Source organism: Streptomyces sp. NPDC030143, from assembly GCF_055573695.1.
In genome coordinates, this window is the sequence record NZ_JBVIAY010000014.1 from 213,925 (window position 1) to 231,370 (window position 17,446).

At 73.4% G+C, this 17,446-nt stretch carries 11 protein-coding genes; 10 read left to right on the forward strand and 1 reads right to left on the reverse strand.

Annotated features, from left to right (window positions below; all coding sequences use genetic code 11):
• Positions 1-142: 142 nt before the first annotated feature.
• Both ACZ4YY_RS24095 and ACZ4YY_RS24100 read left to right on the forward strand, forming a co-directional pair.
• Positions 143-3,835 (forward strand): glycosyltransferase family 2 protein, encoded by a 3,693-nt coding sequence (locus tag ACZ4YY_RS24095; protein ID WP_468293730.1) that lies wholly within the window; start codon positions 143-145, stop codon positions 3,833-3,835.
• On the forward strand, positions 3,832-5,337 hold the full coding sequence (locus ACZ4YY_RS24100; protein ID WP_468293733.1) for a DUF5719 family protein: 1,506 nt from the start codon (positions 3,832-3,834) through the stop codon (positions 5,335-5,337). Before ACZ4YY_RS24095 ends, ACZ4YY_RS24100 begins: the two co-directional genes overlap by 4 nt.
• A gap of 633 nt (positions 5,338-5,970) precedes the next feature.
• Here the strand turns inward: ACZ4YY_RS24100 and ACZ4YY_RS24105 are convergent.
• The gene (locus ACZ4YY_RS24105) at positions 5,971-6,420 is read right to left on the reverse strand and encodes a metallopeptidase family protein (RefSeq protein WP_468293736.1); all 450 of its coding nucleotides are present in this window, start codon (positions 6,418-6,420) and stop codon (positions 5,971-5,973) included.
• Positions 6,421-6,714: 294 nt separating this feature from the next.
• On the opposite strand from ACZ4YY_RS24105, the gene ACZ4YY_RS24110 reads away from it, so the two are divergent.
• The 8 genes from ACZ4YY_RS24110 (at position 6,715) to ACZ4YY_RS24145 (ending at position 16,422) form a co-directional block, all read left to right on the forward strand.
• The gene (locus ACZ4YY_RS24110; RefSeq protein WP_187826098.1) at positions 6,715-7,137 is read left to right on the forward strand and encodes a DUF3499 domain-containing protein; all 423 of its coding nucleotides are present in this window, start codon (positions 6,715-6,717) and stop codon (positions 7,135-7,137) included.
• Between the two features lie 450 nt (positions 7,138-7,587).
• A complete protein-coding gene (locus ACZ4YY_RS24115; protein WP_468293739.1) occupies positions 7,588-8,952 on the forward strand; it encodes a phosphomannomutase/phosphoglucomutase in 1,365 nt (454 codons plus the stop codon).
• A gap of 903 nt (positions 8,953-9,855) precedes the next feature.
• Positions 9,856-10,026 (forward strand): Trm112 family protein, encoded by a 171-nt coding sequence (locus tag ACZ4YY_RS24120; protein ID WP_468293742.1) that lies wholly within the window; start codon positions 9,856-9,858, stop codon positions 10,024-10,026.
• Positions 10,027-10,208: 182 nt separating this feature from the next.
• Positions 10,209-11,342: an SIS domain-containing protein gene (locus ACZ4YY_RS24125; protein WP_468293745.1), complete on the forward strand. Its 1,134-nt coding sequence runs from the start codon at positions 10,209-10,211 to the stop codon at positions 11,340-11,342.
• Between the two features lie 266 nt (positions 11,343-11,608).
• Positions 11,609-12,760, forward strand: coding sequence for a mannose-6-phosphate isomerase, class I (gene manA, locus ACZ4YY_RS24130; protein ID WP_468293748.1), 1,152 nt, complete (start codon positions 11,609-11,611; stop codon positions 12,758-12,760).
• Positions 12,761-12,907: 147 nt separating this feature from the next.
• Positions 12,908-13,888: a cation diffusion facilitator family transporter gene (locus ACZ4YY_RS24135; protein ID WP_468293751.1), complete on the forward strand. Its 981-nt coding sequence runs from the start codon at positions 12,908-12,910 to the stop codon at positions 13,886-13,888.
• A 275-nt stretch (positions 13,889-14,163) separates the two neighbouring features.
• Positions 14,164-15,621 carry an adenosylhomocysteinase gene (gene ahcY / locus ACZ4YY_RS24140; protein ID WP_468293754.1) on the forward strand — a complete coding sequence of 486 codons (1,458 nt, stop codon included), beginning with the start codon at positions 14,164-14,166 and terminating at the stop codon, positions 15,619-15,621.
• A gap of 186 nt (positions 15,622-15,807) precedes the next feature.
• The gene (locus ACZ4YY_RS24145) at positions 15,808-16,422 is read left to right on the forward strand and encodes a hypothetical protein (RefSeq protein WP_468293757.1); all 615 of its coding nucleotides are present in this window, start codon (positions 15,808-15,810) and stop codon (positions 16,420-16,422) included.
• Positions 16,423-17,446 lie beyond the last annotated feature (1,024 nt).

Below are 17,446 nucleotides of genomic sequence, written 5' to 3' on the forward strand. Positions count from 1 at the left end.
GGCCCGTCGCAGGTGGGTTGTCCACAGGCGGCGGGCCGCGGTCATGCCCAGCCGATAGTGTGGGCGCTCGTCCGAGAAGCCCCGCCGCCCCCACGCGGCGCAGGCGTCCACCACAGTCCACCGAACCGGGGCCCGTACCTCGATGTCCGTGCACAGCCACTCGGCAGCCCAAGACGCCGCTGCCACACCTGAGTTCCCGCGTCATGTCGTCACCGCGGTGCTCGTCTCCCACGACGGAGCCCGCTGGCTGCCCGACGCGCTCGCCGGGCTGCTCGGCCAGGAGCGCCCCGTCCAGGCCGTCATGGCCGCCGACACCGGCAGCGCGGACGACTCCGCCCAGCTGGTCACCGACGCCCTCGGCCCCGACCGCGTCCTGCACCTCGCCCGGCGCACCGGATTCGGCCAGGCCGTCGAGGAGGCCCACCGCACCGCCCCGGCCCTCACCCCCGAGGAGCTGCCGTACCTGAAGCGGCCCAGCGGCTGGGACCCCGTCACGCGCACCTGGCGCGACGACACCTACGACCTGCCCGAACTCCCGTACGGCGAACCCGTCCAGTGGCTGTGGCTGCTCCACGACGACTGCGCCCCCGAACCCGACGCCCTCGCCGAACTCCTGCGCGTCGTGGAGAACGAACTGGAGCTCGGCCGCGACGACGTGGCGATCGTCGGCCCCAAGCTGCGCGGCTGGTACGACCGCCGCCAGCTCCTCGAGGTCGGCGTCACCATCGCCCACTCCGGCCGCCGCTGGACCGGCCTGGACCGCCGCGAACAGGACCAGGGCCAGCACGACCACGTCCGCTCCGTGCTGTCCGTCTCCACCGCCGGCATGCTGATCCGCCGCGACGTCTTCGAGGAACTCGGCGGCTTCGACCGCAGCCTCCCCCTCATGCGCGACGACGTCGACCTGTGCTGGCGGGCCAACTCCGCCGGCCACCGCGTCCTCGTCGCCCCCGACGCCGTCGTACGACACGCCGAGGCCGCCTCCCGCGAGCGGCGCACGGTCGACTGCGCGGGCCGCACCACGGCCTCCCCCCACAAGGTCGACAAGGCCGGCGCCGTCCACACCCTCCTCGCCAACAGCCGTGCCGCGCTGCTGCCCTGGATCCTGGTCCGCCTCGTCCTCGGCACGCTCCTGCGGACCGTCGCCTACCTCGTCGGCAAGGTCCCCGGACAGGCCGTCGACGAGATCCGCGGCCTGCTGGGCACCCTGTTGCGCCCCGAGCGGATCGTCGCCGCCCGCCGCCGACGCGGCAGGCCCCAGGTCGACAAGGACGAACTGCGGCCCCTGTTCCCGCCGCCCGGCGCGACCGTCCGCGCCACCGTCGAGCAGATCGCCGGCAGCCTCGTCGGCGCCTCCGAATCCGAGACCGCCCCCGGCGCCGGCCGGCACGGCGGCGCCATCGAGTCGGGCCCGGGCGGCGACGACGCCGACTTCCTGGAGATCGAGCAGTTCACCCGCCTCAAGCGCGTCGCCCGCAAGCCCGGCCCGGTGCTCTTCCTGGTCCTGCTGCTGGTCTCCCTCGTCGCCTGCCGCAACCTCCTGGGCGGCGGCGCCCTCGCCGGCGGCGCCCTGCTGCCCGCCCCGGCCGACGCCTCCGACCTGTGGTCGCGCTACCTGGACGCCTGGCACCCCGTCGGCGCCGGCGGCACCCCCTCCGCGCCGCCCTACCTCGCCGTCGTCGCCCTACTGGCCTCGCTGATGTTCGGCTCGACCGGCCTCGCCGTCACCGTCCTGCTGGTCTGCTCGGTGCCGCTGGCCGGCTTCACCGCCTACTTCGCCTCCCGACCGCTCGTCGAGTCCCGCCTCCTGCGCGCGTGGGGAGCGGTCGTCTACGCCTTCCTGCCCGCCGCCACCGGCGCCCTCGCCGGCGGCCGCCTCGGCACCGCCGTCCTCGCCGTCCTGCTGCCGCTCATCGCCCGCGCCGGCATCGCCGCGAGCGGCCTCGCCCACTCCTCCGGCGCCCGCGGCAGCTGGCGGGCCACCTGGGCGTACGCGCTGCTGCTGACGATCACCACCGCCTTCACCCCGATCGTCTGGCCCGTCGCGCTCGTCTGCGGCCTCGCCGTCCTGGCCGTGCGCCGCACCGAACTGCCCGCCTACGGCCTGCGCTTCCTGGCCCAGCTCGGCACACCCCTGCTGCTCCTCGCGCCCTGGTCGCTCAGCCTGCTGCCGCTCGGGTTCTTCACCGAGGCCGGCCTGGAGTACGGGCCTTCGGCGGCCACCGCGCTCGACCTGCTCGGCGCCAGCCCCGGCGGACCCGGCACCGTCGACGGACTGATGCTCATCGGCGTCGTCCTGGCCGCGCTCGCCGCCCTGCTGCGCTCCGAGCGCCAGTCCGGAATCCGGACCGCCTGGGCGGTCGCCCTGGTCGGCCTCGTCTTCGCGGTCCTGTCCAACAGCTCCACCTGGGCCGGCCCCGCCACCCTCGTCTACGGCATCGCCCTCCTCGCCGCCGCCGTCATGGGCGCCGACGGAGCACGCGCCCGCGTGGCCGAGCAGAGCTTCGGCTGGCGCCAGCCCGTCGCCGCCCTCATCGCCTTCGCCTCCGCCGCCGGCCCGCTGCTCGTCGCCGCCGGCTGGATGATCGGCGGCGCCGACGGCCCGCTGGAGCGCCGCGACCCCGTCCAGGTGCCCGCGTTCGTCGCCGAGGAGTCCGGCACCCGCGACCAGGCCCGCACCCTCGTCCTCGACAGCGACTCCGCCGCCCACGTCGGCTACATGCTGGTCCGCGGCTCCGGCGCCCGCCTCGGCGACGCCGAACTCGCCGCCGCCGACGGCGAGAACACCACGCTCGACAAGGTCGTCGCCAACCTGGTCGCCGGCTCCGGCGCCGACCAGGCCGACCAGCTCGGCAAGTTCGCCGTCCGCTACGTCCTCGTCCACAAGGGCGCGCCGCGCGAGATCACCCGCGTCCTCGACGCCACACCCGGCCTGTCCCGGCTCAGCCAGCAGGACGGCAGCGCCCTGTGGCGCGTCGACCAGGAGGTCTCCCGCGCGGCCATCGTCACCGCCTCGGGCAAGGGCACCCCGACCGCGGTCGCCGCCGGCCCCGTCGACGTCCACACCACGATCCCCGACGGCTCCGACGGCCGGATCCTGCGCCTGGCCGACGCCGCCGCCGACGGCTGGACGGCCACCCTGGACGGCGAGCCGCTCACCCCCACCACCGTCGACGGCTGGGCCCAGGGCTTCGAGCTGCCCGCCACCGGCGGCACCCTGGACATCACCTACGACGACCCGTTCACCCACACCGCCTGGCTGTGGGCCCAGGGCTTCCTCGCCCTCGTCCTCGTCGTCCTCGCCCTGCCCGGCCGCCGCCGCGACGTCGACGACGACCTCCCCGAGGAGGAGCCGGTCCCGGCCGAGGCCGTCGCCGGCGAGGGCCGCCGCGCCCGCCGTCTGCGCGCCCAGGCCGAAGCCGGGGAACCCGGCCCGGACGAGCAGCCCGCACCCGCGCAGGAGGGCGCCCCGGCCCCCGTCCCGCACCAGGCGTCCTACGCCGACTGGGACACCGCCGGCCACAGCGGCACCGGCTACGGCGACGAGCAGTATCAGGGTGCCCCGCAGCAGTACCCGGCGGGCACCTACGACCAGGCCTACGACCCCTACCAGGCGGGCCGGTACGACCCGTACGCCTACCAGGGCCAGGGCCAGGATCAGGATCAGGGGCAGGGGCAGGGGCAGGGGCAGAACCCGGGCGCGTACGACCCGACGGCCTACCAGCAGGGCTACGACCCGTCGTCCTACGGCCAGGGCGGCTACGACCAGGCCTACGACCCGTCCCCCCATCCCCACGGCACCGGCAGTGAGCGCCCCGACGGGAGCCAGCAGTGAACCGCACCACCCTGTCCCTGATCGCCGGCACGGCCGCCCTCGCCGCCGTCACCGGCTTCGCCGCGCTCAGCGAGCCGGCCGCCCCCACCGCCGCCGGTGGCGCCAAGGCGGCGGCCGTCCTGCCCGTGGAGCGCACGAGCCTGCTGTGCCCGGCACCCAGCGCCTCCGACCTCGCCGAGACGACGTACACGTCGTTCACCCCCGTCACCAAGGGCACCGGCAGCGACGGCACGGCCCAACTCCGGCCCGCCGCACAGCGGTCGGGGAACGCCGGGGCGGGCACCGCCGACGACAAGAAGAAGACGCCCGCCAAGCCCGTCCTCACCCCGAAGGCACCCGGCACGCCCGTCACCGGCGACACCACCGGCGGCGACAGCCCCGCGCTCGTGGGCACCGCCGACGGCCGGTTCGCGCCCGGCTGGACGGTCCAGGAGACCACCCGGGTCGCCGCCGGCACCGGCCGCGGCCTGCTCGGCGTCAGCTGCACCGAACCGGACACCGACTTCTGGTTCCCCGGCGTCAGCACCGCCGCGGACCGCACCGACTACCTGCACCTGACCAACCCCGACGACTCCGCCGCCGTCGTCGACGTCGAGCTGTACGGCAAGGACGGCGCCGTCGCGACCACCGTGGGGGAGGGCCTCACCGTCCCGCCGAACTCCGGCGAGCCGATCCTGCTGTCCACGCTCACCGCCGAGAAGCAGGACGACCTCACGGTCCATGTGAACGTCCGCAGCGGCCGCGTCGGAGCAGCCGTACAGGCGCTGGACGACAAACTCGGCGGCGACTGGCTGGCCGCCTCCACCGAGCCGGCGGGCAGCCTCGTCGTCCCCGGCATCCCCAAGGACGCCACGGCCGTCCGCCTGGTCGCCTTCACCCCGGGCGACGCCGACGCCGACCTGAAGGTCCAACTCGCCTCCGGCTCCGGCCTGATCACCCCGGCCGGGAACGAGACGCTGCACGTCAAGGCCGGCATGACGACCGCCGTCGACCTCGGCGACGTCACCCGCGGGGAGCCCGGCTCGCTGGTCCTGACACCCACCGACCGCTCGGTGCCGGTCGTCGCGGCCGTCCGCGTCGTGCGCGGCAAGGGCGACCGGCAGGAGTCGGCGTACATCCCCGCCGCAAGCCCCGTCGGCACGCGCGCGTCCGTCGCCGACAACACCGCCAAGAGCTCCACGCTCTCCCTGACCGCCCCCCGCGGCACCGCCAAGGTCAAGGTCACCGCCTCCGCCGGCAGCCAGGGCGGCACGGCCGCGTCCCAGACGTACACGATCAGGTCCGGCACCACCCAGGACGTCCGACTCCCCGTCCCCGCCGGCCTCAAGGGCACCTACGCCCTGACCGTGGAACCCCTCACCGCGACCCCCGTCTACGCCTCCCGCACCCTGACCGCCACCGCGGACGACACCCCGGGCTTCACCATCCAGACCCTCCCCGACGACCGCGGCACGGTGTCGGTACCGGAGGCGGACGAGGACCTGAGAGCCCTCCAGAAGTAGGCCGCAGCCGTCGATCCACGGGCAGGCGCACCACTGGAGGCGGCGTGAGCGCGCGACTTCGGGGCGGGCGCGGCTGTGGGGCCGGTGCTGCTTCGGGGCGGGTGCTGCTCCGGGGTGAGTACGGCGCGCGGAGGGGTGCGGCGGCGCGGACGGGTAATCGCGGCGCGGACGGGCGCGGCTTCGGGGTGAGCGCGGCGGCGCGGATGGGTTCGGCCTGGCGGGTGAGCGCGGCGGCCCGAGTGTCGGGCGCTGCTTCGTGGTGAGCGCGACGCGTACGGGGGTGGCCCGGCGGGTGAGCGCGACGGCGGACGGGGGTGGCCCGGCGGATCAATGCGGCGGCGCGGAGGGTGCGGCTTCGAGTAGGCGTTCGGCGCCACAGGTCGGTGCGGCTTCGCGTGGGGGTTCGCGCCACAGGTCGGTGCGGCTTTGCGTGGGGGTTCGCGCCACAGGTCGGTGCGGCTTCGCGGTGAGTGGGGCTTCGCGGGTGAGCGCGGAGGCGCGGACGGCCACCGACACGAACGGTCGCGGCGGCACCCCGTCGGCGCCGGGCGGCGCGAGTCAGCTGGGCCCATCACCCCACCGGGTACCGCGCAGGCACCGGGTCACCAGACCTCCGCGCCGGAAGAACCCCGCTCAGTCCTCCCCGTACCGGGGGTCCACCGTCTCCGGAGTGAGCCCCAGCAACTCCGCCACCTGTTCGACCACCACCTCGTGCACCAACGCCGCGCGCTCGTCCCGCCCCTTGGTGCGGATCTCGACCGGCCGTCGGTACACGACGACCCGCGCACGACGCCCCTCGCGCGCCGCGATCGTCCCCCCGAGCGGCACCGCCTCGTCGTTCCACGGCCCTCCGCCCCCGTCCAGCCGGGGCACCTCGAGCACCAGGAAGTCGATCTCGGCGAGCTGCGGCCACCGCCGCTCCAGCCGCTCCACGGAGTCCTGCACCAGATCCGCGAACACCTCGCCGCGGCTCGCGGCCAACGGCACCTGCGGGGGCGCTATCGGCCCCCGCATGCCCCGGCCGTGGCGATCACGTCGGCGGGGCCCGGGGCCTGCGGCACGGGGCGGTACGGGGCTGTCCATCACTACTGAAGCGTAGTCCCCGCCACCACCGGGTGCCCCGCCCCACGCGCAACCCGGACGCCGTCCGGCCGCTTGGCGCCGCATGTCGCGGGATGACCATTCCAGCCAAGGTTGGGCTCGATTCCGCATCTCTCCGAGACCGTCGAGCTCAAGGCAATTGATGGGGTTTGTACGGCCAGACGACAGGATCCGTCAGCCTTACTCCCCTCAAGGACTGGTGTCCGTGCAGGTCAGCGCGGTATGACTGGTGTGGTCTGTGGGGCGTTTCACAACACGACACGGTGGAGTGACCTGGTGGAGAGTCGTCGCGGCCCGCTCAAGAGTGCGGTACCGTCCAACGTCGTGAGCCCTGTACGTCGCTGTTCGCGAACCGCCTGCGGCCGACCCGCCGTCGCGACGCTGACGTACGTCTACGCCGACTCGACCGCGGTCCTCGGCCCGCTCGCCACCTACGCCGAACCCCACTGCTACGACCTGTGCGCCGAGCACTCCGAGCGCCTCACCGCCCCGCGCGGCTGGGAAGTCGTCCGGCTCCTCGACGGCTCGGCCCCCGCCCGCCCCAGCGGCGACGACCTCGAAGCGCTCGCTAACGCGGTCCGCGAGGCGGCCCGCCCGCAGGAGCGCGCGGCCGGAGCCGGCGGCGGAGGCCGTGGGGCGGATCCGATGGAGGTCGCACGCCGCGGCCATCTCCGCGTCCTGCGCTCACCGGACAACTGACCCTCGCCCGCCCCGGCGTGCTGACGTACACCGCTTGACGCGGCCCCCTCGCACCCCTTGTCCTGGTCGGCCCGGTGGACGGCCGGCGCGGTGCGACTGCGCGACACCTGGCCGCCCGCCCTCACCCCGCCTGGGAGCGGCCTTCACACTCGCCGGGTTCGCCGCCTCACGGTGGCCGGCGTTCCCCGCGCCGCCGTGGCCTCGCCGGCCGCGCGGGGCGGCCCGCCGCACAGGGCCCTGCCCCGAAGCCTCGGCCTGCTGTCTCGCGATGCGCCTGATCGTCGTCGCCCGGAGCTCGCCGATACTGGACCGGATGCTTCCGTAAGACGCCTCTGACCTGAGGTTACGGCCGGCTCATGTCTCGGGGTCCGACTCGGTGTACGCACAGCGCGCTGCCGGTCGCTCCGGGTAGTTTGTGGTGACTCACAGGACTTTCAGGAAGGTTTGGTCGTGGCTGCTGATCTGTCGCAGATCGTGAAGGCGTACGACGTACGCGGGGTGGTCCCGGACCAGTGGGACGAGTCGCTGGCCGAACTCTTCGGGGCGGCGTTCGCCCAGGTCACCGACGCCGAGGCGATCGTCGTCGGCCATGACATGCGCCCCTCCTCGCCCGGCCTGACCACGGCCTTCGCGCGCGGCGCCGCCGCCCTCGGCGTCCACGTCACCGAGATCGGCCTGTGCTCCACGGACCAGCTGTACTACGCCTCCGGCGCGCTGAACCTGCCGGGCGCCATGTTCACGGCCTCGCACAACCCCGCCCAGTACAACGGCATCAAGCTGTGCCGCGCCGGGGCCGCCCCCGTCGGCCAGGACACCGGCCTCGCCGAGATCCGCGACCGCGTCGAGCGCTGGACGCGGTCGGGCGCACCGGAACCGGCCCCCACCCCGGGAACCGTCACCCGCGCCGACACGCTGACCGACTACGCGGCCCATCTGCGCTCCCTCGTCGACCTGACCGCCGTCCGCCCCCTGAAGGTGGTCGTCGACGCAGGGAACGGCATGGGCGGCCACACCGTCCCCACGGTCTTCGCCGGCCTGCCCCTGACGCTCGTCCCGATGTACTTCGAGCTCGACGGCACCTTCCCCCACCACGAGGCCAACCCGCTCGACCCGGCCAACCTCGTCGACCTCCAGAAGCGGGTCCGCGAGGAGGGCGCCGACCTCGGCCTCGCCTTCGACGGCGACGCCGACCGCTGCTTCGTCGTCGACGAGCAGGGCGAACCGGTCTCCCCGTCCGCGATCACCGCCCTAGTCGCCGCCCGCGAACTCGCCCGCCACGGCGGCAGCGGCACGGTCATCCACAACCTGATCACCTCCCTCGCGGTCCCCGAGGTGGTGAAGGAGAACGGCGGCACCCCCGTCCGCACCCGCGTCGGCCATTCCTTCATCAAGGCGGAGATGGCCCGCACCGGCGCCATCTTCGGCGGCGAGCACTCCGCCCACTACTACTTCAAGGACTTCTGGAACGCCGACACCGGCATGCTCGCCGCCCTCCATGTCCTCGCCGCCCTCGGTGGCCAGGACGGGCCCCTGTCCTCCCTGGTCGCCCAGTACGACCGCTACGCGGGCTCCGGCGAGATCAACTCCACCGTCGACGACCAGGCGTCCCGCATCGCCGCGATCAGGAAGGCCTACGAGGGCACCGACGGCATCACCCTCGACGACCTCGACGGCCTCACCGTCTCCGCCGCCGACTGGTGGTTCAACGTCCGCCCCTCCAACACCGAACCCCTCCTCCGCCTCAACACCGAAGCCCGCGACGAACCGACCATGCGCCGCATCCGGGACGAGGTCCTCCACCTGATCCGCGACTGACCGACCCGGGAGACGGCCCACCCCCACCCGACCCAGCGACTCGTGGAGCAACCTGCGGCTCCCGGCGGTGGCTCGCGGCACCGCGCCGGCGCCGCCCCCGACGGTCGCCGAGAACCCGGGCAGCGAAGACCCTCCCCGGCGACCGCTCAGGGCTGGCCGACAGCTGCCGTGCCCGGCCCGGCGCCGACGGGGGATCCCGCGAGCCCGACGGCCCGAGGGCCGGCCTCCGCGACCGTGCCGGCCGGAGCGCGCGGCCCCGCAACCCCGGCCACACGCCTGCCGACCGGCAGCCGACGCTCTCCGGCGGCTCGGCCGAGCCGACGCGGCCTGTCCGGCAGGGGCGGCTTGGCCGGGCGTTCGGGCACGGCCGCCGGCGCGAGCTTGCAGTGTGCGCTGGCGCGGCGTGTCGGGTACGGGCGGCTTGGCGGGGCGTTCGGGCACGGTCGCCGGCGCGAGGTTGCACAGCGCGCGATGAGGCGGCCGGAACCCGGTGAGCCGGCCCACGCCGCAGGCCCCGCAGCGGCAGCGGTCGAGGGGAACAACCACCACCACCCCGCCCCGGGGCGAAGGGCCGAGCCTCTGGCTCCGCCCCGGGGCCGAGGGGGCGAGCCCCTGGTTCGGCGACGCGCCCCTGGTTCGGCGAGGCGGCGACGCGCCTCTGGTTCGGCGAGGCGGCGAGGCGGCGAGCCCCTGGATCCGCGACGGGTCGAAGGGCCGAGCCTCTGGTCCCACCGCGGGGTCGAGGGGCGTAGCCCTTCGGGACGGGACGGGAACGGGCGAGAGCGGCGGGGGCGAAACCCCCCAACGACCACCCCAACACCCCACCCCCACCAGCGGTACGCTGACCAGGCACATCCGCATACACCCCTACCCCAGCCCCCACCCGCCCCGAAAGGACACCCCATGCCGCTCGAAGCCGGCCTCCTGGAGATCCTCGCCTGCCCCGCCTGCCACGCTCCCCTCAAGGAGCAGGACGCGGAGCTGATCTGCACCGGCCAGGACTGCGGCCTGGCATACCCCGTCCGCGACGGCATCCCCGTCCTCCTCATCGACGAGGCCCGCCGCCCCTCGTGACCGGCGCGCCCACCCCCAGGGGCACCCCGAGGGCATAAACACCCACATCCCGGGCACCCCCACCCCACACCCGCGCCCAAGGCACGACGCCACCCGACCCACCCCCACACGCCACCCCGCCTCCCGGCGCCCCGAACAGACCCCCGCCAGCCGCACCCCCGGCGATCGGAGACTGAGACGCCATGCTCGACGAATCGCTGCTCGACACGCCGGAGGCCCTGGCCGAGGCAGACCACCGCTCCCTCCTGCGCGGAGCGGCCGAGGCAGGCGCGCGCGTCCGCACCGCCGCCCGGCATGCCGTCGAAGCCGGCGTCCCCGGGCTCAAACCCGACGGCCGCCCGCGCGCGATCCTCATCGCGGGCCCCGGCGCCGCCGCCATCTGCGTCGCAGACCTCCTCGGCACCCTCGCCGGCGCCGCCTGCCCCGTCACCCGCCTCGCCCCCACCGGCGTCGCCCCCGCCGCAGGCGCCCTCCGCTGGGAACTCCCCGGCTGGGCCGGCTCCGTCGACCTCCTCCTCATCGCCACCCCCGACGGCTCCGAACCCGGCCTCTCACTCCTCGCCGAGCAGGCCTACCGCCGAGGCTGCACCGTCGTCGCCGTGGCCCCCGCCCGCGCCCCGCTCACCGAAGCGGTCAGCGGCGCGCACGGCATGTTCGTTCCGATGGCGACCGCGCCGTACGAGCAGGACGAGCAACCGCCCGTCGCCGCGTCCGCCCCCGGCGTCCTGTGGGCGCTGCTCACACCGCTCCTCGCCCTGCTGGACCGCATCGCGCTGCTCTCCGCCCCGCCGGACGCGCTCGAGAAGGTCGCCGACCGCCTCGACCAGATCGCGGAACGCTGCGGCCCCGCCATCGCGACCTACAGCAACCCCGCCAAGACGCTCGCCGCCGAACTCGCCGACGCCCTGCCCGTGATCTGGACCGAGGGCACCTCCGCCGGCCCCGCCGGCCGCCGCTTCGCCGCCGCGCTCGCCGAACTCTCCGGCCGCCCCTCCCTGGTGGCCGAGCTCCCCGAGGCCCTCGCCGAGCACAGCGCCCTGCTCGCCGGCCCCCTCGCCGCCAGTGCCGACCCGGACGACTTCTTCCGCGACCGCGTCGAGGAACCACCCGCCCTGCACGCGCGCGTGGTGCTGCTGCGGGACCGCCCCATCGGCGGCCTCACCGCCGCCCCGGCCGCCCGTGAGCTGGCCCTCAGCCACGACACGCCGATCAGCGAACTCGAACCGGAGGACGGCGACGACCTCGTCTCTCTCGCCGAACTGATCGCCGTCACGGATTTCGCCGCCGTTTACCTGGCACTCGCCTCGGGATCCTGAGCCAACGACAGCGAGACCCCCGCACCCAGCACGAGACCGCCGACACGGCAGCCGCGACCACCGGCCCGCCGGGCCCCCACGCGTCCGCGACCACCGCGACGCCCGCGCCCACCGCCAAGCCGCGACACACCACCGCCAAGCCGCGACACACCCCCGTGAAGCCGCGACAACGCCAGGAATCCGCGACACACCGCCACCACGGACAGCCGGACAGCCGGAAAAGACAGTCAGAAAGACAGCCAGACAGACAGGCAGGCACACACTCCATGGACCGCCTCGACAACACCGTCCGCCCCTACGCCTGGGGTTCCCCCACCGCGATCCCGCGCCTGCTCGGCGTCGAGCCGACCGGCGAACCCCAGGCGGAGATGTGGATGGGCGCCCACCCCGGCGCCCCCTCCCGCACCGACCGCGGCACCCTCGTCGAGGTGATCGACACCGCCCCCGAGCAGGAGCTCGGCCCGGCGTCCGTCGCCAAGTTCGGCCCCCGCCTCCCCTTCCTCCTCAAGATCCTCGCCGCCGGCGCCCCCCTCTCCCTCCAGGTCCACCCCGACCTCCACCAGGCCGCGGAGGGATTCGAGGACGAGGAACGCCGCGGCATCCCCGTCGACGCCCCCCACCGCAACTACAAGGACGCCAACCACAAGCCCGAACTCATCTGCGCCCTCACCGAGTTCGACGGCCTCTGCGGCTTCCGCAGCCCCGCCCACGCCGCCGACCTCCTCGACGGCCTCGGCGTCGACTCCCTCAAGCCGTACGTCGACCTCCTGCGCGCCCACCCCGAGGACGCCGCCCTGCGCGAGGTCCTCACCGCGATCCTCACCGCCGACCCCGAGGAGATGGCCCGCACCGTCACCGAGACCGCGGCCGCCTGCGACCGCCTCGGCGGCGACTACGCCCCCTATGCCGGCATCGCCCACCACTACCCCGGCGACCCCGGCGTCCTCGCGGCCCTGCTCCTCAACCACGTCCGGCTCCAGCCCGGCGAGGCCCTCTTCCTCGGCGCGGGCATCCCCCACGCCTACCTCAGCGGCCTCGGCGTCGAGATCATGGCCAACTCCGACAACGTCCTGCGCTGCGGCCTCACCCCCAAGCACATCGACGTCCCCGAACTCCTGCGCGTCGTCCGCTTCGAACCCCGCGACCCCGGCGTCCTGCGCCCCGAGGCCACCCCCGACGGCGAAGAGGCCTACGACACCCCCATCGACGAGTTCCGCCTCTCCCGGTACGTCCTCCCCGAAGGCACCGCCTCCCACGACCTCACGCTCCCCACCCCCCAGATCCTGCTGTGCACGGCAGGCTCCGTCCGAGCGGGCGAGCACACCCTGACCCCCGGCCACTCCGTCTTCGTCCCCGCCGGCGAAACAGCCGAAGTGTCCGGAGCCGGCACGCTCTTCCGCGCAACGGTCGTCGCCTGACGCATCCCACCCCGCGCACCGGGCACACGCACCACCGTCCGGGCTGCAACAATGGCCCACCGCAAAGGACGGGCAAAGCCGACGACGACACGGCGACGGCACGAGCGCCCCGAGGACGACCCCAGGACGAAGGGACAACGCGAACACATGAGCGCGTCAGGCGGCACCAAGGCGATCGTGGCGGCACTCGCCGCCAACCTTGCGATCGCGGTATCGAAGTTCGTGGCGTTCGCCTTCAGCGGCTCGTCCTCGATGCTCGCCGAGGGCGTGCACTCGCTCGCCGACTCCGGCAACCAGGCCCTCCTCCTGGTCGGCGGAAAGAAGGCCCAGCGCGAGGCCACCCCGCAACACCCCTTCGGCTACGGCCGCGAACGCTACATCTACGCCTTCCTCGTCTCCATCGTCCTCTTCTCCGTCGGCGGCATGTTCGCCATCTACGAGGGCTACGAGAAGATCAAGCACCCCCACGAGATCGAGCACTGGTACTGGCCGGTGGGCGTCCTCGTCTTCGCGATCATCGCCGAGTCCTTCTCCTTCCGGACCGCCATCAAGGAGTCCAACGTCCTGCGCGGACAGAAGTCCTGGAAGGACTTCGTCCGCCACGCCAAGGCCCCCGAACTGCCGGTCGTCCTGCTCGAGGACCTCGGCGCGCTCGTCGGCCTGATCCTCGCCCTCGGAGGCGTCAGCCTGGCCCTGGCCACCGGCGACGGCGTCTGGGACGGCATCGGCACCATCTGCATCGGCATCCTGCTCGTCCTCATCGCCCTCGTCCTGGCCGCCGAGACCAAGTCCCTCCTCCTCGGCGAGGCCGCCGGCTCGGAGAACACCCGGAAGATCGAAGCCGCCCTCGTCGACGGCGACACCGTCACCCGCGTCATCCACATGCGCACCCTCCACCTCGGCCCCGAGGAACTCCTCGTCGCCGCCAAGATCGCCGTGCAGCACGACGACACCGCCACCGAGATCGCCCACGCCATCGACGCCGCCGAAGCCCGCATCCGCGACGCCGTCCCCATCGCCCGCGTCATCTACCTCGAGCCCGACATCTACAGCGAGGCAGAAGCCGCCAAGGGCCCGGACCGCGAGGCCGCCCCCGGCGGCCCGGCACACCCCCCGGCCGACCACTGACCCCTCCACCCTCACCCTGTGTGACTGGCCTGATCTGTTCGGAGGCGGACTGGGGCCGCCCGCCGCCTCCGGTGTAGCTTGGAACGGAGCCAGACGTCGCTGCTGATGGCGGTCGGGCGGTCCACCGACGGACCGACCGAGGGAGAGAGGGCCTCCGACGGACTGTGCTGCGCGCACGCGGGCATGCCTGTGTCCTCTTCGGGCACCCCTGTGTCCGCCGCCGCGCAGACCAGCCGTACCCAGACCTCGACCCACACCCCGAGGAGCAGCACACCATGACGACTGTCGAAAACCGACAGGACTTCAAGGTCGCCGACCTCTCCCTGGCCGAGTTCGGCCGCAAGGAGATCACCCTCGCCGAGCACGAGATGCCGGGCCTCATGGCGATCCGCAAGGAGTACGCCGAGTCCCAGCCCCTCGCCGGCGCCCGCGTCACCGGCTCCCTGCACATGACCGTGCAGACCGCCGTCCTCATCGAGACGCTGGTCGCCCTCGGCGCCCAGGTCCGCTGGGCCTCCTGCAACATCTTCTCCACCCAGGACCACGCGGCCGCCGCCATCGCCGTCGGCCCGAACGGGACCCCCGACAACCCCCGGGGCGTCCCCGTCTTCGCCTGGAAGGGCGAGACGCTGGAGGAGTACTGGTGGTGCACGGAGCAGGCCCTGACCTGGCCCGACAGCCCCACCGGCGGCCCCAACATGATCCTCGACGACGGCGGTGACGCCACCCTCCTCGTCCACAAGGGCGTCGAGTACGAGAAGGACGGCAAGGTCCCCTCCGTCGACACCGCCGAGAACGAGGAACACCGCGTCATCCTCGAACTCCTCAACCGCACCATCACCGACGGCTCGCAGAAGTGGACCCAGCTGGCGTCCGAGATCCGCGGCGTCACCGAGGAGACCACCACCGGCGTCCACCGCCTGTACGAGATGCAGCGCGACGGCGTCCTCCTCTTCCCGGCGATCAACGTCAACGACGCCGTCACCAAGTCGAAGTTCGACAACAAGTACGGCTGCCGCCACTCCCTCATCGACGGCATCAACCGCGCCACCGACGTCCTCATCGGCGGCAAGACCGCCGTCGTCTGCGGCTACGGCGACGTCGGCAAGGGCTGCGCCGAGTCCCTCCGCGGCCAGGGCGCCCGCGTCATCGTCACCGAGATCGACCCCATTTGCGCCCTCCAGGCCGCGATGGACGGCTACCAGGTCACGACCCTCGACGAGGTCGTCGACAAGGCCGACATCTTCATCACCACGACCGGCAACAAGGACATCATCATGGCCTCGGACATGGCCAAGATGAAGCACCAGGCCATCGTCGGCAACATCGGCCACTTCGACAACGAGATCGACATGGCCGGCCTCGCCAAGATCCCCGGCATCGTCAAGGACGAGGTCAAGCCGCAGGTCCACACCTGGACCTTCCCCGACGGCAAGGTGATCATCGTCCTCTCCGAGGGCCGCCTGCTGAACCTCGGCAACGCCACCGGCCACCCGTCGTTCGTGATGTCCAACTCCTTCGCGGACCAGACCCTGGCCCAGATCGAGCTGTTCACCAAGCCCGACGCGTACCCGACCGGCGTCTACACGCTGCCCAAGCACCTCGACGAGAAGGTCGCTCGCCTCCACCTGGACGCGCTCGGCGTGAAGCTGACCACGCTCCGCCCCGAGCAGGCGTCGTACATCGGCGTCGAGGTCGAGGGCCCCTACAAGCCGGACCACTACCGCTACTGAGTCCGCAGCCCGCGCCGCCGGGAGCGCGTCGACACCGACGCGCTCCCGGCACCAGGTCCTCCGAGGCAGGCCCCCGCACCCCCGTGTCGGGGGCCTGCCCCGTCGGCCCGCGGCCACACGGCCACGGGCAGCGCCGGACCGGTTCACCGAGGCGACCGGACCAGCCCGTCACACCCCAGGACCCCCATGCCCCGCGGCCGTTATTCGCTCCACGATCCGCACGATCACACCCCCCTCGCTCACGAGCACTTCCACTGCGCCCCCGGCACCTCCGGCTGGCGCTACGTCTCCCGGCTGACCACCCCCACCGGCGATCACACCGGCTCCGTCGACCTCACCCTCGACGCCCTCGGCCGCCCCCTCCGTCTCGAACTCCACGCCGCCGACTGGCAGGTCCGCGGCGCCGCCCTGGACGGCGTCACCTGGGTCCGCACCGACCCAACCGGCACCCACGCCACCGAAGGCAACACCCCCGCCCACGCCTTCACCGGTACCTCCCCCGCCTTCCTCGTCGCCACCACCCGCCTCCTGCGCCTCACTCCTTCCGCGCCCGCCACCCGCGTCCGCCTCGTCGCCTTTACCGACCCGGTCCTCGCCCCCCGTACGACGGACCAGTCCTGGGCCTTGGTGAACAGCGAAGCACACGCCACTGACAACGGCCCCCTGACCGTGGACGAATACCAGGTCACAGCCCTGGACACGGGCGAACAACACACCGTCCACATCGCCGGCGACGTCGTCCTTGCCGCCCCCGGCATCGAGCTCGAAGACCTCGACTCACCCCCGTCCGCCTTCGACTGAACGCGCGACGGTCTCCCCACAGCTCCCCGGGCTCGCAGGCGGCACGAACCCCGTCACCGGACGCTCACCGGACCCACCGGCCCGACCCCGGCCGAACGACTCTCCGGCCGGCGGCCCAGCCGTCGTCCCCACCGCAGGACCCGAACCCGCCCCCCTTGTCCGGACGGCCGAACGAGCGCCGCGCCTCCCGCACCAACGCCGCCAGGCAAGCGGCCGACGACACCCCCGTGAACGATGCCAGGTCCGCGGCCAGCCGCTCCGCCATACCCCACCCCACCCACGGACCGAGCCGCCCCGCCCGCCCCGCGTACTGCCGGATCACCAACCACAGCCCTTCCGGCACCGCCCACAGGCCGAGCTCCGAGAACCGCCCGGCCAGGCCCCAGCGGCGGCACGGAACCCACCCGCGCCAAGACCTGCCACGCCGGTGGGTCCGCACCGCTCCACCGCGACAGCGGCTCCCGGGCTGGTGGCGGGAAGGGGACGAACAACGTCCAGGCCGAGGCCGCTGCGCTGGGCCTCGCCCTCGGCGTCTTCCCGGGCCCTCCGGTGCTCTGGTGTCCACGTCTTTGCCCTCGGCGCCGGGGCCGTCCGCAGCGGAGCACCGCAGCGCCACGAGGCCGGCAGCCGCGCGATGTGCGAGCACGCCCGCCGAACTGCTAGTCTCCTCTTCGCCTCACAAGAGCCGTTGACACGGAGCGCGTGGGGAGGTAGATTTGAACAGTTGCCTGGACTGGACATAGACCGGTCGGCAACCAGTTAGAATCTATAAGGTCTCCCGGAACTTCGATTCCCGAGAGATCACCCCCGATGAGTCGGAATGAATGGCCGGTCAGAACGGCCCCGAACTTCTGATAAAGTCGGAACCGCCGGAAAGGAAACCGCGAAACAAAAGCGGGAACCTGGAAAGCACCGAGGAAATCGGGTCAAGAAAAGATCTGATAGAGTCGGAAACGCAAGACCGAAGGGAAGCGCCCGGAGGAAAGCCTGAGAGAGTCTCTCGGGTGAGTACAAAGGAAGCGTC